The organism is Blautia sp. AF14-40, assembly GCF_003479665.1.
GTDB lineage: Bacteria > Bacillota > Clostridia > Lachnospirales > Lachnospiraceae > Fusicatenibacter > Fusicatenibacter saccharivorans.
Genome location: NZ_QUHK01000001.1, coordinates 47,732 through 70,743, shown reverse-complemented (window position 1 = coordinate 70,743; position 23,012 = coordinate 47,732). Strand labels below are relative to the sequence as shown.

22 protein-coding genes and 1 tRNA gene are annotated in these 23,012 nt (G+C 50.4%); 2 read left to right on the top strand and 21 right to left on the bottom strand.

Annotated features, from left to right (window positions below; all coding sequences use genetic code 11):
• Nucleotides 1–36: 36 nt before the first annotated feature.
• The 9 genes from DWW13_RS00410 to nrdR form a co-directional block, all read right to left on the bottom strand.
• Nucleotides 37–915: a hypothetical protein gene (locus tag DWW13_RS00410; RefSeq protein ID WP_117760413.1), complete on the bottom strand. Its 879-nt coding sequence runs from the start codon at nt 913–915 to the stop codon at nt 37–39.
• 144 nt (nt 916–1,059) lie between these two features.
• Nucleotides 1,060–1,132 (bottom strand) — tRNA-Arg (locus DWW13_RS00405).
• Between the two features lie 127 nt (nt 1,133–1,259).
• Nucleotides 1,260–2,171 carry a DUF5688 family protein gene (locus DWW13_RS00400; protein WP_147345088.1) on the bottom strand — a complete coding sequence of 304 codons (912 nt, stop codon included), beginning with the start codon at nt 2,169–2,171 and terminating at the stop codon, nt 1,260–1,262.
• 268 nt (nt 2,172–2,439) lie between these two features.
• Nucleotides 2,440–2,997, bottom strand: coding sequence for an elongation factor P (efp, locus tag DWW13_RS00395; protein WP_022462517.1), 558 nt, complete (start codon nt 2,995–2,997; stop codon nt 2,440–2,442).
• An 84-nt stretch (nt 2,998–3,081) separates the two neighbouring features.
• Nucleotides 3,082–3,606 (bottom strand): YqeG family HAD IIIA-type phosphatase, encoded by a 525-nt coding sequence (locus DWW13_RS00390; protein ID WP_117509173.1) that lies wholly within the window; start codon nt 3,604–3,606, stop codon nt 3,082–3,084.
• A 74-nt stretch (nt 3,607–3,680) separates the two neighbouring features.
• On the bottom strand, nt 3,681–4,568 hold the full coding sequence (locus DWW13_RS00385; RefSeq protein WP_117760415.1) for a patatin-like phospholipase family protein: 888 nt from the start codon (nt 4,566–4,568) through the stop codon (nt 3,681–3,683).
• A gap of 104 nt (nt 4,569–4,672) precedes the next feature.
• Nucleotides 4,673–6,031 (bottom strand): citrate/2-methylcitrate synthase, encoded by a 1,359-nt coding sequence (locus DWW13_RS00380; protein WP_055218390.1) that lies wholly within the window; start codon nt 6,029–6,031, stop codon nt 4,673–4,675.
• 130 nt (nt 6,032–6,161) lie between these two features.
• Nucleotides 6,162–6,797, bottom strand: coding sequence for a DUF3786 domain-containing protein (locus tag DWW13_RS00375; RefSeq protein WP_118718962.1), 636 nt, complete (start codon nt 6,795–6,797; stop codon nt 6,162–6,164).
• Nucleotides 6,798–6,811: 14 nt separating this feature from the next.
• The gene (gene nrdR, locus DWW13_RS00370; RefSeq protein ID WP_022462512.1) at nt 6,812–7,264 is read right to left on the bottom strand and encodes a transcriptional regulator NrdR; all 453 of its coding nucleotides are present in this window, start codon (nt 7,262–7,264) and stop codon (nt 6,812–6,814) included.
• Between the two features lie 142 nt (nt 7,265–7,406).
• Here nrdR and DWW13_RS00365 point away from each other — a divergent pair, with 142 nt between their 5' ends.
• A complete protein-coding gene (locus tag DWW13_RS00365) occupies nt 7,407–7,658 on the top strand; it encodes a YlmC/YmxH family sporulation protein (RefSeq protein WP_022462511.1) in 252 nt (83 codons plus the stop codon).
• Here the strand turns inward: DWW13_RS00365 and DWW13_RS00360 are convergent, their stop codons facing one another.
• From DWW13_RS00360 to DWW13_RS00350, 3 genes are all read right to left on the bottom strand, one after another.
• Nucleotides 7,659–7,964 carry an acylphosphatase gene (locus DWW13_RS00360; RefSeq protein ID WP_022462510.1) on the bottom strand — a complete coding sequence of 102 codons (306 nt, stop codon included), beginning with the start codon at nt 7,962–7,964 and terminating at the stop codon, nt 7,659–7,661.
• A 27-nt stretch (nt 7,965–7,991) separates the two neighbouring features.
• Nucleotides 7,992–9,158 (bottom strand): GNAT family N-acetyltransferase, encoded by a 1,167-nt coding sequence (locus tag DWW13_RS00355; protein WP_118718960.1) that lies wholly within the window; start codon nt 9,156–9,158, stop codon nt 7,992–7,994.
• A 193-nt stretch (nt 9,159–9,351) separates the two neighbouring features.
• Nucleotides 9,352–11,892: a heavy metal translocating P-type ATPase gene (locus DWW13_RS00350; protein WP_118718958.1), complete on the bottom strand. Its 2,541-nt coding sequence runs from the start codon at nt 11,890–11,892 to the stop codon at nt 9,352–9,354.
• Nucleotides 11,893–12,145: 253 nt separating this feature from the next.
• Here DWW13_RS00350 and DWW13_RS00345 point away from each other — a divergent pair, with 253 nt between their 5' ends.
• On the top strand, nt 12,146–13,033 hold the full coding sequence (locus DWW13_RS00345) for a LysR family transcriptional regulator (RefSeq protein ID WP_055228469.1): 888 nt from the start codon (nt 12,146–12,148) through the stop codon (nt 13,031–13,033).
• Between the two features lie 99 nt (nt 13,034–13,132).
• Here the strand turns inward: DWW13_RS00345 and DWW13_RS00340 are convergent, their stop codons facing one another.
• The 9 genes from DWW13_RS00340 to DWW13_RS00305 all read right to left on the bottom strand — a co-directional run bounded on the left by DWW13_RS00340 (nt 13,133) and on the right by DWW13_RS00305 (nt 23,011).
• Complete coding sequence (locus DWW13_RS00340; RefSeq protein WP_055218286.1) at nt 13,133–13,414, bottom strand: hypothetical protein; 282 nt, start codon at nt 13,412–13,414, stop codon at nt 13,133–13,135.
• 35 nt (nt 13,415–13,449) lie between these two features.
• Nucleotides 13,450–14,142, bottom strand: a complete 693-nt coding sequence (locus DWW13_RS00335) for a YoaK family protein (RefSeq protein WP_226906306.1) — start codon at nt 14,140–14,142, stop codon at nt 13,450–13,452.
• Nucleotides 14,143–14,392: 250 nt separating this feature from the next.
• Nucleotides 14,393–16,291, bottom strand: coding sequence for an ABC transporter ATP-binding protein (locus DWW13_RS00330; protein ID WP_118718956.1), 1,899 nt, complete (start codon nt 16,289–16,291; stop codon nt 14,393–14,395).
• A 2-nt stretch (nt 16,292–16,293) separates the two neighbouring features.
• Nucleotides 16,294–18,066 carry an ABC transporter ATP-binding protein gene (locus tag DWW13_RS00325; RefSeq protein WP_158579729.1) on the bottom strand — a complete coding sequence of 591 codons (1,773 nt, stop codon included), beginning with the start codon at nt 18,064–18,066 and terminating at the stop codon, nt 16,294–16,296.
• On the bottom strand, nt 18,063–18,260 hold the full coding sequence (locus DWW13_RS18750; RefSeq protein ID WP_158579728.1) for a hypothetical protein: 198 nt from the start codon (nt 18,258–18,260) through the stop codon (nt 18,063–18,065). Before DWW13_RS18750 ends, DWW13_RS00325 begins: the two co-directional genes overlap by 4 nt.
• A 136-nt stretch (nt 18,261–18,396) precedes the next feature.
• On the bottom strand, nt 18,397–19,923 hold the full coding sequence (locus DWW13_RS00320) for a Na+/H+ antiporter NhaC family protein (RefSeq protein ID WP_055267079.1): 1,527 nt from the start codon (nt 19,921–19,923) through the stop codon (nt 18,397–18,399).
• Nucleotides 19,924–19,957: 34 nt separating this feature from the next.
• Entirely contained in the window at nt 19,958–21,205 is a 1,248-nt protein-coding gene (locus DWW13_RS00315) for a 3-isopropylmalate dehydratase large subunit (RefSeq protein WP_118659114.1), read from the bottom strand.
• Between the two features lie 18 nt (nt 21,206–21,223).
• The gene (locus DWW13_RS00310; protein ID WP_118659113.1) at nt 21,224–21,715 is read right to left on the bottom strand and encodes a LeuD/DmdB family oxidoreductase small subunit; all 492 of its coding nucleotides are present in this window, start codon (nt 21,713–21,715) and stop codon (nt 21,224–21,226) included.
• A gap of 45 nt (nt 21,716–21,760) precedes the next feature.
• Nucleotides 21,761–23,011: a 3-isopropylmalate dehydratase large subunit gene (locus tag DWW13_RS00305; protein WP_118718952.1), complete on the bottom strand. Its 1,251-nt coding sequence runs from the start codon at nt 23,009–23,011 to the stop codon at nt 21,761–21,763.
• Between the last annotated feature and the right edge of the window lies 1 nt (nt 23,012).

Below are 23,012 nucleotides of genomic sequence, written 5' to 3'. Positions count from 1 at the left end.
AAACTGCTTTTTTTGTTTTGTATTATTCTATTGTTCCTACTGAATGCTCTCTACATATGCTCTCAGGGAAGCATCTGCATCGAGTGCATTCTGATAATCGTTCTGAACCTGTTCGATCAGATTTTTGACTTCTTCGTTTTCGAGCGCCGCTTTCATAGCCTCGGTTACGGCCGCATCGCTGTCGGTATCATCCATGATTTTCAGGCTGCCGTCTTCTTTCGTGTAGAGATAATACTCCGAAAGCATCGGCAGGGTCTGGTTGATTCCCAGATATTTGCATCTGCTGCTGACAAACGTGATGTACGTTCCGTCGCTTGGACCGCTGATCGTGTAAGCCTTTACATCTCCGTATGACTCCACGTCGCTTTCTGCCTCAATCTGCGCCTGCTCCTCCGCGGTCAGATTATCTGTTACTGCAAAAAGACCGTTGATATCCCTTGCACCGAGCGCGGTGTAATACTGCTCCAGCACGGTGCTTACTTCCGGGACATTGTCCGCGGCAAAGGAGACAGCCGTATTATCGGTATTCTCTGTATTACCGGTATCGTCTGCCGCTTCCGGCTCACTTGTCGGCTCAGCCTCTGCATCCGGCGCGCTGGCGGTATCGGTACTGGAAGCATCTGCACTGGAATCATTCGCGGAATCCGAAACGTCCGATGAAATGCCTGTGCTGTCCTCAGAATCTGCTTTGCTGTCTGCTTTTACCTGTGTCTTTTTATCCGGCACATTGTTTCCGGTGCTGCTGCTTGTTACGGTTCCGCCGCTCGATTTTCCATCGTTTTTTGGTGATACCAGATGAACGATGAGAAGAACCGCTGCCACAATCAGGAGAATTGCTCCGATCAGAAGCATGTAGCGCAGATTATCGGAAATCCATTCCCGGATTTTATCTTTTGTTGTCATTGGTTTTGCCATATTTTTCCTCCTTCATCAAAACTGATCCGCCGGATCAGTTATTGATATGCTCAGTAAGCAAAAAAACCTCTACTTCACACCGAAGCAGGGGCTTTCCTTTTCCTGCGCCGGTCCTGCCCGCCGCAGCATGCCATGTAGCAAAAACGCGTCTGGAGGGATTCGAACCCCCGACACACGGTACCGGAAACCGTTGCTCTATCCCCTGAGCTACAGACGCTGATGTGATCTGTTTTCTCAACCACACTATGATAGTTTACCACAGACTCCTGCAATTGTAAAGTATTTTTCCCACCCAGCCGCCCATTTTTTTCTTAAATTATTCGCAGACTATTCTGCCACACAGCTTACGTTTCTTCCTCACACAGCGTCAGTTCCCCGCTTTCCCGGTGGTAATAATAAACGTGATCCGACAGAATCTCCTGCGGCTTGACCGTCTTTTCATTCACGTCCCGTACCATGTCGGAAAGACACTCCTCCGGGAACACATCATAATCCGGAATCACCATGCACTCGTGGATACTGCTCGGAATCACATAAAGACTTGCCTCAAAGCGCTGCGAAAGACTCTCCAGCACGCCGGGATAGCACATGCAGATTGCACCCAGCTTTCCTCTGCGGTTGCTGACCAGGTAAAACTGTTCCGCCAGCGGACCAAGCTCGAACATGGGAAACGTTACTCCGTACTCCTCTTTCAAATACATCATAAGGCTGTCTGTGCGCACCGGCAGATCCCGCAGGGTGTTCTCCCAGGCACGGGCATCCAGCTCCTCCGCCGAAATTCCCCACAGCTCCCGGTGCGTCTCGTGGATCAGAATTGTCGCATCCGGCACGCGGTTTCCCCGCATCTGGTAATAGTACACGACCGCGAGATCGAGAAATTTTCTGTGTGGAACTTCGGAGAGCAGCGTACGGTTTTTCTCCGCATGAATGAGCTCGCAGTAGATCTGCGGCGCAGCATTTTTCCAGTTGGTAAAAAAGGCAGCTTTCTCCGGTCTTCTCGCCTCCGCTTCCACTTTCCGGTACTGCTCCAGTACCTTTTCTGCAATCTGAGAAAGCGGCACGCCCTGCAGACAGCATTCATACAGAAGCTCCACGTAGATCGTCGGTGCAATCCAGTCCTTCTTTCTGCTGATGACAAACGCCTCTTTTTCGATACCGTTCAGCTTCTGCACCGATTCTACCTTCACCTCAAAATCATCGCCGGCTTTTCTTTTCAGCAGCGCGGCAAGCTGCTCTTTGAACATCTGATAGTCCATTTTTTCCCACCTTTCCTGTTTGATTGCCTTTTGTATTTTTGCTTTACGGAACAAAAAAGCTCCGGAAAACACAACTTAAAAACCTCTGTACAGATCTGTATATGCCAGAGATTCGTTGGTTCGCGGAACTTCGAACGATGAGAAAAACGGGCCCGGGCTGCTTCCGACAGCCTTTATCAGCCATTTTTCAGACGAATATTCTATTTATTTAGAAAACCGTGTCCGCCACAAAGAAAGTTGTGACGGACAACGGCGGGAACAGTCTTACTTATACACGGGACAGATATTCACCTGTTCTGGTATCAATTTTGATTTTGTCTCCCTGGTTTACGAACAGCGGAACGCTTACGGTAGCACCAGTCTCAACGGTAGCCGGTTTGGAAGCACCCTGTGCGGTATCTCCCTTGAAGCCTGGCTCAGTCTCGGTGATCTCAAGCTCTACAAACAGAGGCGGTTCGATTGCGAATACATTTCCGTTGTAGGAACATACTTTAACCATTTCGTTTTCTTTTACAAATTTCAGAGCATCTCCGATGGTCTCTTCGTTCAGAGCGATCTGCTCATAGTTTTCTACGTTCATGAAGTAGAATAAATCACCATCGCTGTACAGATACTGCATGTCTACACGCTCGATACGAGCCTGCGGGAATTTCTCAGTCGGACGGAAGGTACGCTCTACCACACCACCGTTGATGACATTTTTTAATTTTGTTCTTACGAATGCAGCTCCTTTACCAGGTTTTACATGCTGAAATTCAAGAATCTGAACGACCTGACCATCGATCTCGAGGGTAACGCCGTTTCTAAAATCTCCTGCTGAAATCATTCTGATTTTTCCTCCTTAACATAGTACGATGCGCCAAATGCGCACCATAGGCTTATCTTATAATATAATATTTTTCCCGATTTTTCAACTGTTTTTTTTCGTAATCCTGCCGCGGGCCAGATCACGCTCATAAAAGAACAGTACAATGTGCTCCAGATACCGTTTCAGAACGATCTGAATTTCCTCTTTCGGATTGATCGGCTCGGTCAGAATATTGTAAAGTCCGGTCCGTTTTGCACCGTACACATCGGTGAAAAGCTGATCCCCGACAAAGACCGCCTGCTCCTCTTTAATCCCCATTCTCCGGCATGCCTCCTGGTAGTTTTTCACCGATGGCTTGTGCGCATTTTCGATATAGATAGAACCGACCGCATCGGCAAACGGAGCCACACGCGGTTTCTGATTGTTGGAAAGCAGACAGGTGGAAAAACCAGTCTCCCGAAGAGACGCAAAGAACGCAGCCGCCTCCTTCGTCGCCGGCGCACCGTGCGGAACAAGCGTATTATCGATATCAAAAATCACGCCCCGGTATCCTTTCCGGTACAGATCCGCGTAATCGATCGTATAGGCACTTTTTTCTCTCCGGTCCGGGTAAAACATCCGCATCAGTATAGTTCCCCGGTTCTTCTGGTTTTTTCCACTCATCTTCTTTCTCCAATCCTCTTTTCGTTTATACAGTAACTTTATTCTTCTTTCAGAAACTCCTGCAGAGCCTCAAAATTTGCTTTCATCTGGTCATAGCCGTGCTGGTAAAATTCCCGCAGCTTCTCCTCGTCCTTTTCGAGACGCGATACCGCCGGTATCTCCGGGCGGATCACAAAGACGGAGCCTTCTTCTTCCCATTTTTCGATGCATTCGAGCACCTGGTTATAATGTTTCGCGCGGTTTACAAGCGCACGCACGAGATTCGGGTATTTGCGGAATGCCGCCACATACAGCTCCCAGCCTCTCGTTCCCTCTTTTTTGCGGTAACCGAAATTCCGTGTCAGAATAATGACATTTTTTCGGTGTCCCGTCTTTAAGGAACGGATAATCGGGATCGAATCGGCAACACCGCCGTCGACGTACTCGTTTCCGTCGATCTCCACCATCGGGCAGGCGATCGGCATGCTCGATGATGCACGGCCAATTGCAAGCAGACGTTCTTTATTTTCACGGTCATCCAGATATTCCGCGCGTCCCGTCTCACAGTTTGTCACAACCAGCTCACACGTCTGCGTCGATGCAAAATACGTATCAAAATCAAATGGAAAAACCTCATACGGATACCGTTCGAACACCATATCCATGTCGAGCAGTGCTTTTTTCTCAACGATTGTCTTGATATTCTTATTGACGTAGCGGTTTTTCTCATCCGTGACAATCATACAGTCCCTCGTTCTGCCAATCTGGCGCGATACATAGTCCAGCGCATTGCAGGCTCCGGCGGAAACGCCGATCACATGAGGGATATAATACTCCTGCTCCATCAGAAAGTCCAGCGCTCCTGCTGTAAAGACGCCGCGATTGGCCCCTCCTTCCAGTATGACTGCTCCGGATTTTGTTATGCTGTAATTTTTTGTCTCATTCATTCTCCTGCACTCTCCTATTTTTCACAATGACACATTACTTCCTGCACAGAGCAATGCCGGAGCAGATCGGAAAATCCCGACACGCTCCGGCCCTTCTGCCTGTTTTATCTGTTTTCCAGCGGAACATAGTCCACTTCATCTTTGACACTCTTGTACGCCGGGCGGATGATCTTGTCGGTGTTGATCAGTTCCTCCATCCGGTGTGCACTCCAGCCGACGATACGCGCGCAGGCGAACATCGGGGTGTAGAGCTCCAGCGGAAGATCCAGCATGCTGTAAACGAAGCCGCTGTAGAAGTCGACGTTTGCGGATACACCTTTGTAAATATGGCGCTCCTCGCCGATGATCTTCGGAGCCAGTTCCTCGACCATAGCGTACAGCCGGTAATCTTTCTCTCTGTGTTTTTCTTTTGCCAGCTGCTCAACGAAACTCTTAAAGATGCGCGCACGCGGGTCGGAAATGGAGTAAACCGCATGGCCCATACCGTAAATCAGACCTTTCTGGTCGAACGCCTCTTTATGCAGCAGCTTTCTTAAGTAATTCGATACTTCTTCCTCATCCGTCCAGTCTTTGACGTGTGACTTCATATCGTCGAACATCCGCACAACCTTGATGTTTGCACCGCCGTGCTTCGGTCCCTTTAAGGAGCCGAGCGCCGCTGCAATTGCGGAGTACGTATCGGTTCCGGAAGAAGAAACAACATGTGTTGTAAAGGTCGAGTTGTTACCGCCGCCGTGCTCCATGTGGAGAACGAGGGCAAGATCGAGGATCTTCGCCTCCAGCGGAGTGTACTTCTGATCCGGTCGGAGCATCAGAAGAATATTTTCTGCAGTCGAAAGCTTCTTCGACGGGTTGTGGATATATAAACTTTTTCCCTTGATATAATGGTTGTACGCCTGATAGCCATAGACGGACAGCATCGGGAAAACAGAAATCAGGTTAATGCACTGGCGAAGCACATTCGGAAGGGAGGTATCATCTGCGTGGTTGTCGTACGCGTACAGGGTCAGAACGCTTCGGGACAGAGTGTTCATCATGTCCTTGGTCGGCGCTTTCATAACAACGTCACGCACAAAGTTCTTCGGCAGGGACTGCTGCTGTTTTAAGATTGTCTTAAAATGATTGAGCTGCTCTTCATTCGGCAGATTTCCAAATAAGAGCAGATACGCAACTTCTTCGAATCCCATACGGTTTTCACTTAAAAAGCCCTGGGTCAGTTTTTCCACGTTGATGCCGCGGTAGTACAGACGTCCGTCACACGGCGTTTTGACGCCGTCAATGATATCCGAAGACACAACGTTTGAAATCTGTGTCAGTCCCGCAAGGACGCCAACGCCGTTGATATCGCGCAGTCCGCGTTTTACATCGTATTGCCCATACAGCGAAACATCCATTTTGGAGTTATCCAGACAGATGTTTGTCAGTTCCTCTATTTCCGGTGTTACTTTCATGCTAAAAGCCATATGCATTCCCCTTTCTCTTCTCTCTTTTTACTTACTTTCACTCATTATAGCATTAAACCAGGGGATTCGTATACTGAAATTTTTATAAACATTCGGAAAATTTTCGTAAGATTTTGTCTCACAAAAGGTATCAGGCTTCTGTTTTACATGCATCGAAGGCTTGATCCAGTGCGTCCAGGAAGTCTCCCATCACGTAATACAGCGTCTCAAACCGCAGATAATCGAGGACGTTTTCATCCCACATAAACTTCAGCACCGGCGGGAATTCCTCATCGGACTCCCAGAACTGGAAGACGAGCGGCAGAAACGGAAAGACATGAAAAACAAAAGCAGCGTCTCCCGGGGAATATGGTTTTCCGCTAAGGGAAACGCATGCTTTTTTCAGCTGTTCCACATGCCCGTCATACCGTGCGGCGCGGCTGTCGTGAACGCCGGACGCAATCGTGCGGCCTTTGATCGTTCCCTTTAAGGAATTGGTGCGCGCATACGTGCCGGCGAGCACAATCTCCTTCTTTCCGCAGCAGAGCAGGTCGAAAATCGTCAGTGTCTCATTGAAACTGCCCTGGTGCACATGAAGAAAATGGTCTTTTGAGCCCTCTGCAACGCCGGTATGGCGGTTCACTCTCCACTCCTCAAAAAGGTACGGCACATAGAAATAATCGTCATCAAAGGCAAAGCCATACTTCCCTTCGATCTCCTTCTGATCGTACGTCAGAAAGCGCTCCTGCATCTGATCGCGCATTTTAATATAGTTCGACACTTCCATTTTTTTGCCTCCCGCTATTTGTCGAGCATCTTTTTCAGCTCGTCCATGAACGTGTTGACGTCCTTGAACTCACGGTAAATCGACGCAAAGCGGACGTACGCCACCTGATCCAGGTCTTTTAAGTAATGCATGACCTTCTCTCCGATCACAGAGCTTGGAATCTCGCGTTCCTCGCCGTTGAAAAGCTCCGTCTCCACCTTGTTGACCATCTCGTTGATCTTCTCGGCGGACACCGGCCGTTTGTGGCAGGCGCGCAGGATACCGGTCTCGATTTTCGAGCGGTCATACTGCTCGCGGTTCATATCTTTTTTGATGACGATCAAAGGGATCGTCTCCACTTTTTCGTATGTCGTAAAGCGTCTGCCGCAGACATCGCACATCCGGCGGCGGCGGATCGCATTGCTGTCTTCAATCGGGCGTGAATCCACAACCCGGGTATTATCCTGATTACAAAATGGACATCTCATATCTTTCGTCCTCGTTTCTAAATAAGTATTTCGGAAAGTTTTCTACTTTTACAGTATACGCATTTTTCCGTGAAATTCAAGTCAACTGCAGCAACATTTTCGCATATGTTTTTCCATAGGAATCAGTAAAAAGGAGCACCGCATGCGCGTTGTAGATCTCCGCCAGAAAGAAGTTATCAATATCTGCACCTGCAAAACGCTCGGCTGTCCGATTGATGTGGAATTCAATCCAAAAACGGGACATCTTACCGGACTCGTTCTTCCGGGTCCTGTGAAATTCTGCGGCTTTTTCTGCCACGGCGAGGATTTTGTGATCCCATGGGACCGCATCTGCCAGATCGGCAACGATATCATTCTCGTCGAAATTCCGGAAAAAGAGAAAAAGCAGCCCTGATCAACGGATATGAAAACCGAATTCCGATTCCAGCGGAATCTTCGTCCATTTTGCATCCGTGATTTCGATGTAGCTGGAGGTGCGGATCCTTTTGATCATCTCCGTGATCGTCTCCTCATCACCCTGCACCTCCATCTCCACCGTCTCATCCCAGCAGTTTCTCACCCAGCCGGTCAGTCCGAGCTGGTAGGCAGCATAATACGCCCGGTAACGGAACCCCACGCCCTGCACCTGGCCGTAGAAAATCACATGGTACCGGATTTCTTCTTTTTCGTCTCTTCTGTCTCGTTTCGCTGTCTCGTTCATATTTCTCTGCCTCCCAACAGTCATTGCCTAAAATTCGTCTGCCGTCGCACAGTACAGCGGAAGCGGGAACCAGTCGGATGGAATGTTCTTCCAGATTTCAGATGGAACCTTGCTTCCCTTACTTGCCAGCGGTGAAAGAAGCAGTTCCTGCGCCTGCTCCCGGTTGAGTACATCTGCCCCCGGATGGGCTTCCCCTGTCACGGTCACAGTTCCATCTTTTACCGTCACGGTCACCGGCTGCCCCTCCAGTACAGCAGACCACGTTCCATCGCTGATGCCCATCGTCTCTGCTTTCATGGTCAGCATTGCCTCGATAACGTCCGCAAACTCAAAAATGCGGTACATCGCGGAACCGCAGCGCTCTTTTGTGAAACTCTCGCAGACTTCCGATAACGCTGCTGCTTTTCCGGTCTCATACACCGGAATGGAAATGAAAAGAGAGTCAAGCGCATTTTCTTTTAAATAAGCGGCAAGTGCAGGAACGAAATCCTGTTCCTCCAACACTTCTGCTTCCACAACCTGGTTTCCGCCGCAAAGTGCCAGATATCCGATCCGCTCACCGTTTTTCCAGATTGCAATTGCCTGCTCACCGAATGTTTTCAGGCAGGCTTTCACATCCTCTCTTACCACGTAAAGCGGTTTTTCCTCATTCAGCTTCTTTGCAAAGGCTGCCGCCTCTTCGTCCGCTTCGCCGTTTTCCGGAAACAGCGGCGCAAAGGTATAAGCGGAGAGTTCCCCGTTTTTCCAGGTATGGCGCACATTTGCCACATCCAGGTAAAACGTGTATTTTTCACTTCCCGGCGTAAAGCCAAAGTAGGCATACCGCTGTCTCTGACCGTCCAGTGCCAGAAGATCACACGTTCCTTCCAGATCCGTAATCCAGTCGCCAAGAAGACGCTTCATGTGGCCTTCGCCCCTTGCCTTTGGATGCACGGAAACGCTTCCCACATATCCTGCGCGGAGCAGCTTACCCCCTGCTGCCATTTGCTGCGGAAGCACCGCAATCTCGGCCCGGAGTCTGCCGTTTTCCGCAACAGCGACGCGGTGGATCCGTGCCATTTCCGGTCCTGCCTGATAAACCCTTGGAATTAACTGCTCAAAGTCGTGCGGACGGTGTGCCGTGCTGAACACGTAGTTTGCAAGTTCGATGCAGTCCTCCCACTCTTCCGGCTTTGCAAGTCTGTACTCTGTCATAATGTAAAAACCTCCTGATCCTAAAAACCCTTTTGTTTTTGCTCTTCTTTTTCTCTATCCTAACGGATTTTTGTCCTTTTGTCACGAAAATTCCGAACAAATTGCAATATTTTTGCTATATCTGGTAAAAAAAGGAAACGCGCCCGGAAATTTTCATTCCAGGCGCGTTTCCCTTTTCTCAATGTTTCCTGTTTTACTGGATTCCTTTTACGGTGTAATCCTGTGCCTCTACGGCTGTTTTCAGCACATCGTCTGATACCGGGGCTGTCAGTGTTACAACGGCTGTTCCTTTTTCATGGCTTACTTCTGCGGATGCAACACCCTCGATTGCCTCAAGTGTTTTCTTCACTCTTGCCTCGCAGTGGCCGCACATCATGCCCTCGATTGTCATGGTTTTTACCATTCCCTGTTCTGTTGTCATGTTCAGATCCTCCTTTGGAATTTCGTTTTTGATTCTTTTATCTTTTGACGCGTCGTGCATCCGAAACAGATTCAGACGCAGGGCGTTTGTCACAACGCAGAAGCTCGAAAGGCTCATCGCCGCCGCACCAAACATCGGGTTCAGCTTCCAGCCGAACAGCGGGATCCATACGCCCGCAGCCAGCGGAATACCGATGATATTGTAAATGAAGGCCCAGAACAAATTCTCGTGAATGTTCCTGAGGGTCGCACGGCTTAAGCGGATCGCTGCCGGTACATCGGAAAGGCGGCTCTTCATCAGGACAACGTCTGCCGCATCGATCGCGATATCGGTTCCTGCTCCGATGGCAATACCGACATCCGCACTGGTCAGAGCCGGTGCATCGTTGATGCCGTCTCCTACCATCGCTACTTTTCCTTTTTCTTTCAGGCGGCTGATGACCGCTTCTTTTCCATCCGGCAGAACGCCTGCGATGACTTCGTCCACACCTGCCTGTGCGCCGATGGCACGCGCGGTGCGCTCATTGTCTCCGGTCAGCATCACGACACGGATTCCCATATTCTGCAGCTCTTTCACCGCACGCGGGCTGTCCTCTTTGATGACATCCGCAACCGCGATCATACCGAGCATCTTTCCGTCTTCACTGAAGAACAGCGGTGTCTTTCCTTCTTCGGAAAGTTTTGCTGCCTGCTCTTCCATCTGTTTCGAGAGAACCGCTTTTTTCGTAATCAGTGCGCGGTTGCCTCCGCAGAGCTCTTTTCCGTTCCGTTTTGCCACAAGGCCGTTTCCAGGAAGCGCAGAGAAATCACGGACTTCTTCGCGGGCCAGGCCTTTTTCCTCTGCAAGTGCAAGAATCGCACGGGCCAGCGGATGCTCACTTTTCTGCTCCAGTGCAAAGGCACCTTTTAAAAGCTCCTCCTCACTTACACCGTCCGCCGGGACAAGATCGGTTACCTGCGGCTCTCCGCTTGTGATGGTTCCAGTCTTATCGAGTGCAACGATCTGTGTTTTTCCTGTCTTCTCGAGAGAAACTGCGGTTTTGAACATCGTTCCGTGTTTTGCTCCCATTCCGTTTCCGACCATGATCGCAACCGGTGTTGCAAGGCCGAGCGCACACGGGCAGCTGATAACGAGAACGGAAATACCTCTTGCAAGAGCAAAGCCGACGCTCTCTCCTGCAAACAGCCAGATCACAATCGTAGCAAGTGCAATGCAGATAACGGCCGGCACAAAAATACCGGAAACTTTATCGGCCACTTTGGCGATCGGCGCTTTTGTCGCTGCCGCATCGCTGACCATCTGAATGATCTGGGAGAGTGTTGTGTCTTCTCCGACTCTCGTCGCCTCACAGGTCAGGAAACCGGACTGGTTTAAGGTCGCCGCCGATACGCGGTCGCCGGCCTCTTTATCCACCGGAATACTCTCGCCAGTCAGCGCGGATTCGTTGACGGCACTCGTTCCCTCCAGGACAACGCCGTCCACCGGAATATTTTCGCCCGGGCGGACGATGAAATGATCGCCCTTTTTCACCTGATCAATGCCGACTTCCACTTCTTTTCCGTCTCTTAAGAGAACGGCGGTCTTCGGAGCCAGCTTCATCAGACTCTTTAACGCATCGGTCGTTTTTCCTTTGGAAATCGACTCCAGCATTTTTCCGACGGTAATCAGGGTCAGAATCATGGCTGCGGACTCGAAGTAAAATTCATGCATATAGCTCATGACTGCATCCATGTCCCCCTGTACCTGCGCTCCCGTCATGGCAAACAGGGCGTAGACGCTGTATACAAACGATGCGGTAGAACCAAGCGCTACCAGTGTGTCCATGTTCGGTGCTTTATGCCAGAGACTCTTGAAACCGCTGATAAAGAATTTCTGGTTGATGACCATGACCGCAATGGTAAGCAGGAGCTGTACCAGTCCCATTGCGATGTGATTTCCTTCAAAGAATTTCGGCAGCGGCCATCCCCACATCATATGGCCCATGGAGAAATACATGAGCGGAATCAAAAGAAGAACGGAGCTCAACAGACGGCGTTTCATGACCGGTGTTTCCTTGTCTTTCAGCATCTCTTCGTATTCTGCTGTGGAAGCCGACTGTGATGTGCTTCCCTTCTCGCCTTTTTTCGATGCACCGTAGCCTGCATTTTCCACGGCGGCAATAATCTCTGCCGGGGAGGCCGTTCCCTCCACGCCCATGGAATTTGTCAGAAGGCTGACTGCGCAGGATGTGACACCGGGTACCTTTGACACGGCTTTTTCGACACGGGTCTGGCAGGCGGCGCAGCTCATGCCGGTTACATTGTACTGTTCCATCGTATGTCTTCCTTTCTGTAGTTCTGGATTTTCTATTTCATATACCCTAATGGGGTATCTTGTTTTCTTCTACACTATATACCCTGTCCGGGTATTTTGCAAGTGTTTTTTCAAAAAATTTCCACTTCTCTTCTGCCATCCCCCGCACAATCCGGCCGGACCATCCTCAGAAATCCCTTGACAACCCGGCGCATGTATTTTATATTGAAGCAATCATGGATGATTTTTTCTTCTTCATCCTTCGGAGGTTTTTATGATTACATATGATTATTATCGCATTTTTTACTTCGTAGCACAATATCACAGCTTTACAAAAGCCGCGGAAATTCTGAAAAACAACCAGCCCAACATCACACGGTGCATGAACAATCTGGAAAGTGAGCTTGGCTGCAAACTTTTTATCCGTTCCCACCAGGGTGTCACACTGACAGCGGAGGGCGAAAAGGTGTATGAGCGTGTGGCCGTTGCCTACGAACAGCTCCGCACGGTTGAGGAGGAGCTGGCTCTTGAGCGGTCTCTTGAGAGCGGCCTTATCACAATCGGTGCGAGTGAGACGGCACTTCGTCTGATGCTGCTCTCCCGCCTGGAGCACTTCCACACCCGCTATCCGCACGTCCGCCTGCGCATCTCCAACCACTCGACGCCGCAGGCCATCCAGGCGCTCGAAAACGGTCTGGTCGACTTCGCAGTCGTCACAAGCCCGGTGGAAATCCGCAAACCGCTGCACAAGATCCCGATTTTCCCATTCCAGGAAATTCTGATCGGCGGATCGAAATATGCATCCCTTTCCGCAGAGCCGCATCATCTCGGCGAATTGTCAGAATATCCTTTTATCTCGCTTGCCAAAGACACCGGCACGCGGGAGCTGTACGCCGAGTACTTTCTGAATCACAGCCTCGCCTTCCACCCCGATATGGAGGCGGCGACGACGGATCAGATTCTTCCTATGGTCGAGTATAACCTCGGCATCGGATTTTATCCGGAGGAGCTGGCACGCGATGCCTTAAAGAGCCGTACCGTCTGTCGGATTCCGCTCATCGAGGAGGCCCCCAAACGTGAAATCTGTCTTATCATCAACCCGCGGCAGCACCAGAACGCTGCGGCAAAAGAGCTGATCGGGGAGCTTCTGGAACGCGTATAAGATTTTATGAACTTTTGTTTGAAACAGAAAAAGACCCTGCGTACCGGCGGACGGAACATCGCTGCTCCATCCTTCCCGTATACAGGGTCTCTTTTTTATTTATGCCTGCTGTCTGGAAATCTGCTCTTTTTTATGCGGCATGGCAAAGACCATCGCCGTGTAGGAAAGCATTGCGCCTGTGATGTAGAAGAACATCAGAAATCCGCTCCGGTTCAGCACAGCGATGCGGACGATTCCAATCCAGAAACCGACGTTGGACGCCAGGGAGAACACACGCGCAAACATCATGTTTTTCTCCTCACCCTTTGCCAGGCGGACGATCAGCAGCAGCATGGCCGCTGAAAAGAATAGTGTCATACAGCACTCCAGAAATACTTCCATTTTTTCAGCCTTCTTTCTTCACTCTCTCTTATTTCTCAGCGGTACTTTTCCAGTGACATCAGAAGGAAGCTCACCAGAAGAAGTCCGCAGGAAATCCAGATTACGTGGATTCCATACAGCATGGAGAACACGCCTCCGATTCCGGCGCCGATGGCGAAAGCCAGAATCACGCCGAAATAGTATCCGGCCTGACGGAGCTGTTCTTTTTTCTTATCCCGCAGATACATAGACAGCGCTGCGGTTCCGCTTCGCAGGTTTCCGATGCACATGGTGCTTGCATACGAATAACCGCCGACCTTGCGGAAGGTCTGTACCTGAATCGCGCACGCAAACGATACAAGCATCGCCGCGAGCATATTATAAGAAGACGGAATAAATCCGACGATCGCAAGGATCACAATTTCCGCCGCGAGAAGTACCTGCCGCCAGTGCAGCCTCTTTGCATACCGGTAATGCTCCTGGAAATTTTCTGCCAGAAATACACCCATCGCAAAAAAGAGGATCGGGAAGAGATACCGAAGACCTGCCGTAAAGTTTCCTTCCAGAAAGTTCTGGCTCATCAGCACAACGTTTCCCGTCTGGGCATTTGAGAATACTTCATCTCTGCAATTGTACGTGTAGGCATCCTGAAAACCGCCGGACAGCGCCAGAAACATACTGTTGATAAATGCTTCCGACATCTGATTTTCCGAGAGCAGGCGTCCTACAAGGCTTGCTTTCTTTTCCATAAATTTTCCCTTTCTTTCAACAGACGGCCCGGCTTTCTGGTGCCTGCCGTTTTGCTTCCCTTATTATAACCGCCCGCTTTTTGAGATGGAAAAACGGATATCGTATTACGCTCATATTTTTTTCATATGACTATATTGATTTAAAATCATTTTAATATGATACACCGTAAAAAAAAGGAGAAATTTTGTCACTTTGCACAAACAAAATTTCTCCCTTTTTGTAAATTATCTTTATTGTTCTAAAATTTTCTTACTTTCTTCCTCTCTGTTTCTCACTCTGCTCGCGGTGGTACTGCAGCGTGTAGAGCTGGTAATATCTTCCCTGCGCTGCTAAAAGCTCCTGATGCGTTCCATGCTCCACGATTTTTCCGTGGGACAGTACGATAATCTCATCCGCATGCTGGATCGTCGAAAGACGGTGCGCTACGATCAGCATCGTTCCGATGTTCTTCATCTTTTCCATGGAATCCTGGATCAGAAGCTCGGTTTCGGTGTCGATGTTTGCCGTCGCCTCGTCAAGGATCATGACCGAAGGCTTATGGATGATGGTACGCGCAAACGAGAGAAGCTGGCGCTGTCCGGCGGAGAAGTTGTTTCCTCTCTCCCGCACCGGCTCGTCGAGGCCGTGATCCAGCTTGTTGATAAACTGGTCAGCATTCACGTAATGGCAGACGTCCATGATCTCCTCATCGGAAATCCCCTCCTCACGGAGAATAATGTTGCTACGGATCGTTCCCGAGAACAGGAAGACATCCTGCAGCATCTGGCCGAATTTTTTCCGCAGGGAATCGATCTTGATCTTTCGGATGTCGATGCCGTCGATCAGAATCTCACCCTTCTGGAACTCGTAGTTCCGGCAGATCAGGGAAAGAATCGTCGATTTTCCGGAACCGGTGGAACCCACAAATGCGATTGTCTCTTTCGGGTTGACGTGGAACGAAACGCCTTTTAACACCCACTCGCCCGGGATATAGGAAAACCATACGTCGCGGAACTCAATTTCGCCCCTGATGCCGGTAAGCTCGATCGCATCCGGCGCATCCTGCATTTTGGGCTCGAGATCCAGAATCGAGAATACTTTCTCGGCGGATGCAAATGCGGACTGCAGCCAGTTGAACTGCTCCGCCAGGTTCTGGATCGGGTTGAAGAATTTTGAAATATACATGTAAAAGCTGACGATCATACCGCTGGTAAGCGTCTGGCCGAGGAACGACGTTCCATCCAGATAGCCCTTGCCGCCTAAATACAAAAGGCAGAGCACGGAGCTGATATACAGCATGTAGACGAGCGGACGGAAAATACCAAACACGAAAATCTGCTCCTGCTGTGCGCGGCCGAGTGCGTTGCTCTTATCGGTAAACTCGCGCATCTTGGCATCCTCGCGGTTGAAGATCTGTGTGATTTTCATACCGGAAAGGTTCTCCGACAGATACGTGTTGATGTCCGTAGTACAGTCTTTTACTTTCCGGTGTGCTCTTCGCGAGAATTTGCGGAAAATAATCGAGAACAGCACGATAAACGGCACGAAGCAGAGCACCATCAGCGTCAGCTCATAGTTCAGAAACAGCATCGCAATCAGAATGCCGATGATCACGAAGAAGTTCTTCAGAAGATTGACCAGAAGGTTGGTGAACATCAGCGAAATCGCGTTCGTATCGTTTGTCGTTCTCGTGACAAGCTTTCCGACCGGAATCTCATTTAACTGCTCGTGGGAAAGGCGCTCGATGTGGACGAACAGATCCTCCCTCATATTGGAAATGATTTTCTGACCCGTCTTCTGCAGAATCACGGCCTGGAAATACGTGCACGCCATCGAGACAAGAAGGATTGCCGCATAGCCCGCTACCCACAGAAACAGGGTATTCAGCGCGAATTTTCCAACGACGAGCTCCTCAATTTTGCCGACGATCAGCGGCGAAATGATATCGTACGCGATCGAAAACAGCATCAGAAAACCAACAACGATAAACTGGCGGTAAAACGGCTTTGCGTAATCCATCAGACGCTGCATGATTTCACTGTCTTTCATGTTCCGCTCAAAGCCGGTTTCTTTTTCTCCATCTTTCACTACAAACGCGGCCACAATCAGCAGGGTGGAAATCACGCCGATGATCGCGCCGACCCAGAGAATCGGATAATAATTGTGCATTTCTACTCCTCCCCCGCTTCCTCTTCAAGTTTCTGCAGATCGACCATCTTGCGGTACGCCGTGCAGGTCCGGTACAGATCCTCGTGTTTTCCGACTGCATGGACTTCTCCGTCCTCGACGAACACGATCTTGTCCATCTGCTCCACCGTTGAAATCCGGTGTGCGATCAGAATTGTCGTCAGTCCCTCACGTTTTTTGAGATTGTCGAGAATCGTGCGCTCTGTTTTGGTATCGACCGCAGAGACGGAATCGTCGAGAATCAGAATCGGTGCGTGTTTCATCAGCGCACGCGCAATCGAGATTCGCTGCTTCTGTCCGCCGGAAACCGTCACACCGCGCTCGCCAAGAACGGTGCGGTAGCCCTCTTTGAACTCTGCGATATTGTCATGGACATCGGACATCATCGCCGCATCCTCAATGGCCTCCTGGTTTTCGTCATCAAAGGCGAAGGAAATATTGCCGGAAATCGTGTCGGAGAACAGGAAGTTGTCCTGCGGCACGTAGGCACAGCCCTCACGCACGGAGTGGATGGAAACGGTGTTGACATCGTGGTCATCAATGAACAGTGTTCCGTCCGGCACGTTGTAGGTGCGGAGCAGCAGATCGACGATGGTCGTTTTTCCGGAACCGGTCTTTCCGACGATGCCGACACTCTCGCCCGGCTCAATGGTAAACGATACGTTTTTCAGCACATCGTACTCCCCGTCCGGATAGCGGAAGGTCAGATTGCGGAACTCGATTTTTCCATGGATGGACGGCAGATCCTGCACACCGCCGCGGTCCTTCACATCGACTTTTGCGTCAAGCAGTTCCGTAATACGGTTTAAGGACGCTTTTCCACGGGATGTCTTCTCGATCAGCATGGAGACCGCCATGATCGGCCATACAACGGCCGAGAAATAGCCGATATACTCGACAAGCTGGCCGGCGTCGAAGCTTCCGCAGTAAACGAGATAGCCGCCGTAGCCTAAGATTACACAGATAACGGACTCAACGAACAGCGTTACCATAATGTTCAGCAGTGTGGAAATTTTGGTATATTCTACGTTGATGTCCTCGTTCTCGCGGTTCAGTCTACGGAACATCATCAGCTCTTTCGTCTCTTTGACGAATGCTTTGATGACAGCAAGACCGGAATAGTTTTCCTGCGCGAAATCGGACAGCTCGGAAAAGGCCGCCTGGCGCTCTTCCCACTTTTTCATCAGGTATTTGCCGAGCGTTGTGCCGGCGGCCATCAGAAATGCCATCGGGATCATGGAAAGGCCGGTCAGGAAGTGGTTCATGCGCCACATTTTGATCACGGCAAGCAGGCCTAAAAACAGCGCATCGCAGAACATCAGAATACCGTCGCCGAAGCACTCCTGCACGGTATCGAGATCGTTCGTGTAAAGACTCATCAGGTTTCCGACTTTGTTGACCTGATAATACTCCTGGGACAGCTCCTTGCTGTGCGCGAACATGCAGGTACGAAGATCGGTCACCACGCGGATCGCGGAGCCGAAAAAGCAGACCCGCCACAGGAAACGGCCGACTACCATGACGATAATGGTAATAATCATGGGCCGGCAGACCTGATCCAGCAGAAATTCCATATCAAACACCGCCGCCTGGCCGTTGACCAGAACAGAGTCGCCGTTCATGCCGTTGATGACCATGCGGTACAGCTCCGGTATGAAAAGCTGGAAATAATCTACGAGAATCAGCGCTGCAAGACCGAGAATCAGAATGGGCGCATTCTTCAGGTAGTATTTGTTAATGTACTTTCCAAATATCATATATTTTCTCCCTCTTTTTGTTTTTGCCATTGTCTGCTATGATCTTTCTGACCATAACAGTCCTTCCCTTTTCCAAAGCGTTTTCGCCCCGGAATGCCTCCTTTCTTCTCCTGCATTTCACAGCTCCGATGCAATTTTAGCAGAGATAAACAGAAGGAACTGGACTTTAAAAAATCCAATTCCTTCTGTTCCAATTCACATTCCTGCTCCAAAAGCGTTCCGCTTCTTCTTTGCAGGACACCGTTGTCCTGTGAATGTTTGTTCTATTTTTTAGTATACGGTTCTTTTTCTCTCCCGTCAAGCATTTCACGCGTTTTTCTGTTTTCTTTTTTATTTTTTGCCGTTTTCCGCTTTTTTTGCGCAAAATCTGCGCATTCCGGTTAAAACAGCCAAAAGAAGAAGAAGGCTGACGCCAAGTGTGATCCACCACGTTCTGGTCACGGCTGCAATCAGATATCCCACCAGGCAGACACACGCCGTAACGGCCGCATACTGCATCTGCGTCGATACGTGGTTCAGATGGTTGCTCTGCGCACCCGCACTTGACATAACCGTCGTATCCGAGATCGGCGAAATATGGTCACCGCAGACCGCCCCTGCCAGGACGGCGGATACCGAGATAATCATCATCTCCAGATTTGTTCCGGCGGCGAACATGCCCGTTGCAATCGGCACAAGAATCGCGAACGTTCCCCAGGAGGTTCCCGTCGAAAAGGAAAGGAACACCGCCACGGCGAACAGCACCACCGGGATAAAAATACTTGCGGATGCATGGTCTCCCACGACACTTCCGACAAACTGGGCCAGGCCCATCGCATCACCGACGCCTTTTAAGGTCCACGCAAAGACGAGAATCGTAACCGCCGGAACCATCAGCTTGAAGCCCTCGGACAGGCTGTCCATAAAGCTCTTGAAGGTGATGACCTTCCGCGGCAGATACAGCGCCATCATAAACAGGATCGTCACGACGGAGGCAAAAATCAGACTCGTCTCTGCATCACACCCTGCGAACGCGGAAATCACATTGTCCGCGCCGCCGAGGAAGCCAGTGTAAACCATCGCTCCGATCGCTGATACAATCAGTACGGCAACCGGGAGCACGAGGTCGATGACTTTTCCGTTCGGATTGACCTCCTGCTCGGAAACCTGCTCAAACTCCTCGCCTCCGGTCGTGAAAAGATCACCTTTGGCGGCATTATCCTCGTGGAGCTTCATCTGACCAAAATCAAAGCCGGTGTAGCAGATGTAAAAGACCATCGCAATTGTAAGGATCGCATACAGGTTATACGGAATTGTCCGTAGAAACAGCTGGAATCCGCTGATTCCCGCATCCGCCGGCACATACGAGTTGACGGCTGCCGCCCAGCTTGAGATCGGCGCGATAATGCAGATCGGCGCTGCGGTGGAGTCGATGATGTATGCGAGTTTCGCGCGGGAAACCTTGTGGCTGTCCGTGACCGGGCGCATGACAGAGCCGACTGTCAGACAGTTGAAATAGTCATCCACAAAAATCAGAACACCAAGCCCCATCGTTGCCAGAAGCGCACTCCGCTTCGTTTTGATCTTCGTCCCCGCCCATTTTCCATACGCCGCCGAGCCGCCGGATTTCGCCATCAGCACGACAACCATGCCAAGCAGGATATCGAAGATCAGAATGTTGATGTTCATGCTGTTCCGTAAAATTTCAAAGAAGCTTGTGAACGCATCCCACGGATGGAAGCCGGTGTACAAAAGGACACCGACTGCCGATCCGATGAACAGGGAACTGTAAACTTCTTTTGTTACAAATGCAAGCAGAATTGCAAGCAGCGGCGGGACGAGTGCCCACCAGGTTCCGATAAACATTGAACCATTCATGTCGTCTGTTTTCCCTTTCTGCTGTTAAGTTCGTTTACACTTCCGGCGTCACAATTTTTCCAGCTACTGCACATGCTGCCGCTGTCTTTGGAGATGCCAGATAAATTTCAACTTTAGAAGTACCCATTCTTCCAAGAAAGTTTCGGTTGTTCGTTGCTACAACACGCTCTCCGTCAGAGAGGATTCCGCCCGCTCTTCCGCAGCACAGGCCGCAGCCTGGATGTGTAATCATGGCGCCTGCCTCTGCCAGTGTATCGAGAATGCCCATTTTGCTTGCCTGCAGATAAATCTTGCGGCTTGCCGGTGTTACGATCAGTTTTACGTAGTCGGCTACTTTTTTGCCTTTTAAAACCTCGGCTGCCGCCTGCAGATCCTCGAGACGGCCGTTCGTACAGGAACCGATGAAGACCTGATCGATCGGGGTTCCCTCGAGAACGCTGGTATCACGGATCTTGTCTACCTGGGACGGGCATGCCATCACCGGCACGAAGTCCTCAGCACGGTAAGTGATAGTGCGCAGATATTTCGCATCCTCATCGCCTTTTAAGCTCTTCTGATAGTCATTGAGTTCGATCTCGCAGTATTCTGCGGTCTTCTCATCCGGGGTAAAAAGTGCACATTTGGCACCTGCCTCGATCGCCATGTTGGCAATCGTCATACGGCTTGCCACGGTCATATTTTCTACGGTGTTTCCTGAGAACTCCAGTGCGCGGTACGTTGCGCCGTCTGCACCGAGGTCACCGATCAGACGCAGGATAATGTCTTTTGACATCACATTTTTCGGCAGCTCGCCTTCGATGACAACTTTGATCGTCTCCGGCACTTTGATCCACATCGTACCGGTTCCGAGGATGCTCGCCATCTCGGTGTAGCCGATTCCGGAAGAGAATGCACCGACACAGCCGTATGTCGTCGTGTGGCTGTCGGTTCCGAAAACAACGTCGCCCGGTTTTACGTAACCTGCCTCTGTCATTAACTGATGGCAGATTCCGTCGCTTCTGTGTACGTTTTTCATGCCGTATTTCTTTGCAAATTCATCGCCTTTGTGGAAATGTCTCGTATCGTCCACCTGGCTTGCCGGAACGAGGTGGTCGTAGATCAGAACGACTTTATCCGGGTCCCACAGTTTGGTAAAGCCCATCTCCTCGAATTTATCGCCGACAAACGGGATGAAGATATCATGAATCATGACTCTGTCCACGTTGACCGTCACAATGTCGCCCGGTTTTACGTCTTTTCCGGTGTTGTGGCGGATGATTTTTTCAATTACTGTATTGCCCATCGTTTCTTCCTCCCGCTCTTAATCCAATCCGTTGCGCTTGCGCATTGCCTTTACCAGGCCGCCTGCCTGAATGATATCCATCAGGTTCTCCGGCAGAGCTGCGATCGGGTATGTTTTTCCGTTGTAATCAACATGCTCATTCATCTTGACGGTGATGGCGTCGCCCTCTTTGATATCGTCGTGCAGATCCGGCTGCTCGATCAGAAGAAGGCCGTTATTGATGGAGTTGCGGAAAAAGATCCGAGCAAAGGATTTCGCGATAACGCAGGAAATGCCGAGCGCCTTGATGATCTCCGGTGCCTGCTCTCTCGAGGAGCCGCAGCCGAAGTTCTTTCCTGCCACGATGATGTCGCCCTTTTCAATCTGTCCGGCCAGTTCCGGGCGGAGCGGGGAAAAGCCGTACTGTTTCATATCGTCAATTGTCTTTAAAGCAAGATACTCGGTCGGGATAATGATATCGGTATCAATATCGTCTCCAAGCACCCATACTTTTCCTGTAAATGCTTCCATATGTTTATTCTCCCAAAAATATTATGTATCTCTCAAAGAAAATGGTCAGATCTGGTCTGCGGTCGCAATCTTTCCGGCAATTGCAGATGCGGTTACGGTTGCGGCAGAGCCCAAGTATACTTTGGAACTTGGATGACCGGCACGGCCCTTGAAGTTACGGGTTCCGGTGCTGATCAGCACTTCGTTCTCGCCGATGACACCCTGGCAGCTTCCCCAGCAGACGCTGCAGTTCGGGTTCATCACAATGGCTCCGGCCTCCATGAAGGTGTCGATGATGCCTTCTTTTAATGCCTGGCGGTAGATCGTCTGGCTTGCCGGAACAACGAGGAAACGGACGCCCTCTGCGACTTTCCTTCCGCGGATGATCTCTGCGCCGACGCGGAGATCTTCGATTCTTCCGTTGTTGCAGGATCCAAGGAATGCTTCATTGATCGGCGTTCCGCAGGTCTCTTCTGCCGGAACAACGCGGTCTACGAAATCCGGTTTTGCAACAACCGGGCGGACTTTGGAAAGGTCAAAGGTGTACTCTCTGACGTATTTTGCGTCCGGATCGCTGTGAAAGATTTCTTTTGGCTCTCTTCCGTGCTCTTTCAGGTACTCGATGGCTTTCTCATCTGCCTCAAAGATACCGGTCTTGGCGCCGGCCTCAACTGCCATGTTGCAAAGTGCCATACGGTCGCTGATGCTTAAAGTCTTTGCACCCTCACCGGTAAACTCCATCACCTGGTAGTTGCATCCGTTTGCGCCGACCTCGCCGATGATGGTGAGGATCAGATCTCTCGCATAAACGCCCTCCGGCAGTTTTCCTACAAGATTGAATTTTACGCTTTCCGGTACGAGTACCCAGGAAGTTCCCGTTACCATGCCGTACAGGAAATCGGTACAGCCGACACCGGTGCCGAATGCGCCGAGTGCTCCGTAAGAGCAGGTATGGCTGTCAGCGCCGAAGATCAGCTCGCCCGGGCGGACATAGTTCTCAATCATCACCTGATGGCATACACCTTTTCCTTCCCAGAAGTCAATGTTGTTCTCTCTTGCAAAATCACGCATCTTTTTCTGGGATGCTGCTGTTTTCGGGCTGTCGGACGGAACGTTGTGGTCGACGATGAAAACGAGCTTTTTCGGATCCGCAATGTGCGGGTGGTTTAATTTGTTGCGGTACATATCAACCGTCAGATGGGTGGTTCCGTCGTTGCTCATCAGACGATCCAGTGTTACGGTGTGGATATCTCCCGGCTTTACTTCCGGAACGCCGGCTGCAGCGGCGATAATTTTCTCTGCAATTGTCATTCCCATG

What these genes read in the sequence shown, in the direction of transcription:
- DWW13_RS00385 (WP_117760415.1), bottom strand. Translation starts at nt 4,568, where the DNA reads ATGAATGAGACAAAAAATTACAGCATAACAAAATCCGGAGCAGTCATA.
- DWW13_RS00400 (WP_147345088.1), bottom strand. Translation starts at nt 2,171, where the DNA reads ATGGACTATCAGATGTTCAAAGAGCAGCTTGCCGCGCTGCTGAAAAGA.
- nrdR (WP_022462512.1), bottom strand. Translation starts at nt 7,264, where the DNA reads ATGAGATGTCCATTTTGTAATCAGGATAATACCCGGGTTGTGGATTCA.
- DWW13_RS00305 (WP_118718952.1), bottom strand. Translation starts at nt 23,011, where the DNA reads ATGGGAATGACAATTGCAGAGAAAATTATCGCCGCTGCAGCCGGCGTT.
- efp (WP_022462517.1), bottom strand. Translation starts at nt 2,997, where the DNA reads ATGATTTCAGCAGGAGATTTTAGAAACGGCGTTACCCTCGAGATCGAT.
- DWW13_RS00410 (WP_117760413.1), bottom strand. Translation starts at nt 915, where the DNA reads ATGGCAAAACCAATGACAACAAAAGATAAAATCCGGGAATGGATTTCC.
- DWW13_RS00315 (WP_118659114.1), bottom strand. Translation starts at nt 21,205, where the DNA reads ATGGGCAATACAGTAATTGAAAAAATCATCCGCCACAACACCGGAAAA.
- DWW13_RS00375 (WP_118718962.1), bottom strand. Translation starts at nt 6,797, where the DNA reads ATGGAAGTGTCGAACTATATTAAAATGCGCGATCAGATGCAGGAGCGC.
- DWW13_RS00350 (WP_118718958.1), bottom strand. Translation starts at nt 11,892, where the DNA reads ATGGAACAGTACAATGTAACCGGCATGAGCTGCGCCGCCTGCCAGACC.
- DWW13_RS00355 (WP_118718960.1), bottom strand. Translation starts at nt 9,158, where the DNA reads ATGACAGAGTACAGACTTGCAAAGCCGGAAGAGTGGGAGGACTGCATC.
- DWW13_RS00360 (WP_022462510.1), bottom strand. Translation starts at nt 7,964, where the DNA reads ATGAACGAGACAGCGAAACGAGACAGAAGAGACGAAAAAGAAGAAATC.
- DWW13_RS00335 (WP_226906306.1), bottom strand. Translation starts at nt 14,142, where the DNA reads ATGGAAAAGAAAGCAAGCCTTGTAGGACGCCTGCTCTCGGAAAATCAG.
- DWW13_RS00345 (WP_055228469.1), top strand. Translation starts at nt 12,146, where the DNA reads ATGATTACATATGATTATTATCGCATTTTTTACTTCGTAGCACAATAT.
- DWW13_RS00310 (WP_118659113.1), bottom strand. Translation starts at nt 21,715, where the DNA reads ATGGAAGCATTTACAGGAAAAGTATGGGTGCTTGGAGACGATATTGAT.
- DWW13_RS00365 (WP_022462511.1), top strand. Translation starts at nt 7,407, where the DNA reads ATGCGCGTTGTAGATCTCCGCCAGAAAGAAGTTATCAATATCTGCACC.
- DWW13_RS00325 (WP_158579729.1), bottom strand. Translation starts at nt 18,066, where the DNA reads ATGATATTTGGAAAGTACATTAACAAATACTACCTGAAGAATGCGCCC.
- DWW13_RS00380 (WP_055218390.1), bottom strand. Translation starts at nt 6,031, where the DNA reads ATGGCTTTTAGCATGAAAGTAACACCGGAAATAGAGGAACTGACAAAC.
- DWW13_RS00340 (WP_055218286.1), bottom strand. Translation starts at nt 13,414, where the DNA reads ATGGAAGTATTTCTGGAGTGCTGTATGACACTATTCTTTTCAGCGGCC.
- DWW13_RS00330 (WP_118718956.1), bottom strand. Translation starts at nt 16,291, where the DNA reads ATGCACAATTATTATCCGATTCTCTGGGTCGGCGCGATCATCGGCGTG.
- DWW13_RS00320 (WP_055267079.1), bottom strand. Translation starts at nt 19,923, where the DNA reads ATGAATGGTTCAATGTTTATCGGAACCTGGTGGGCACTCGTCCCGCCG.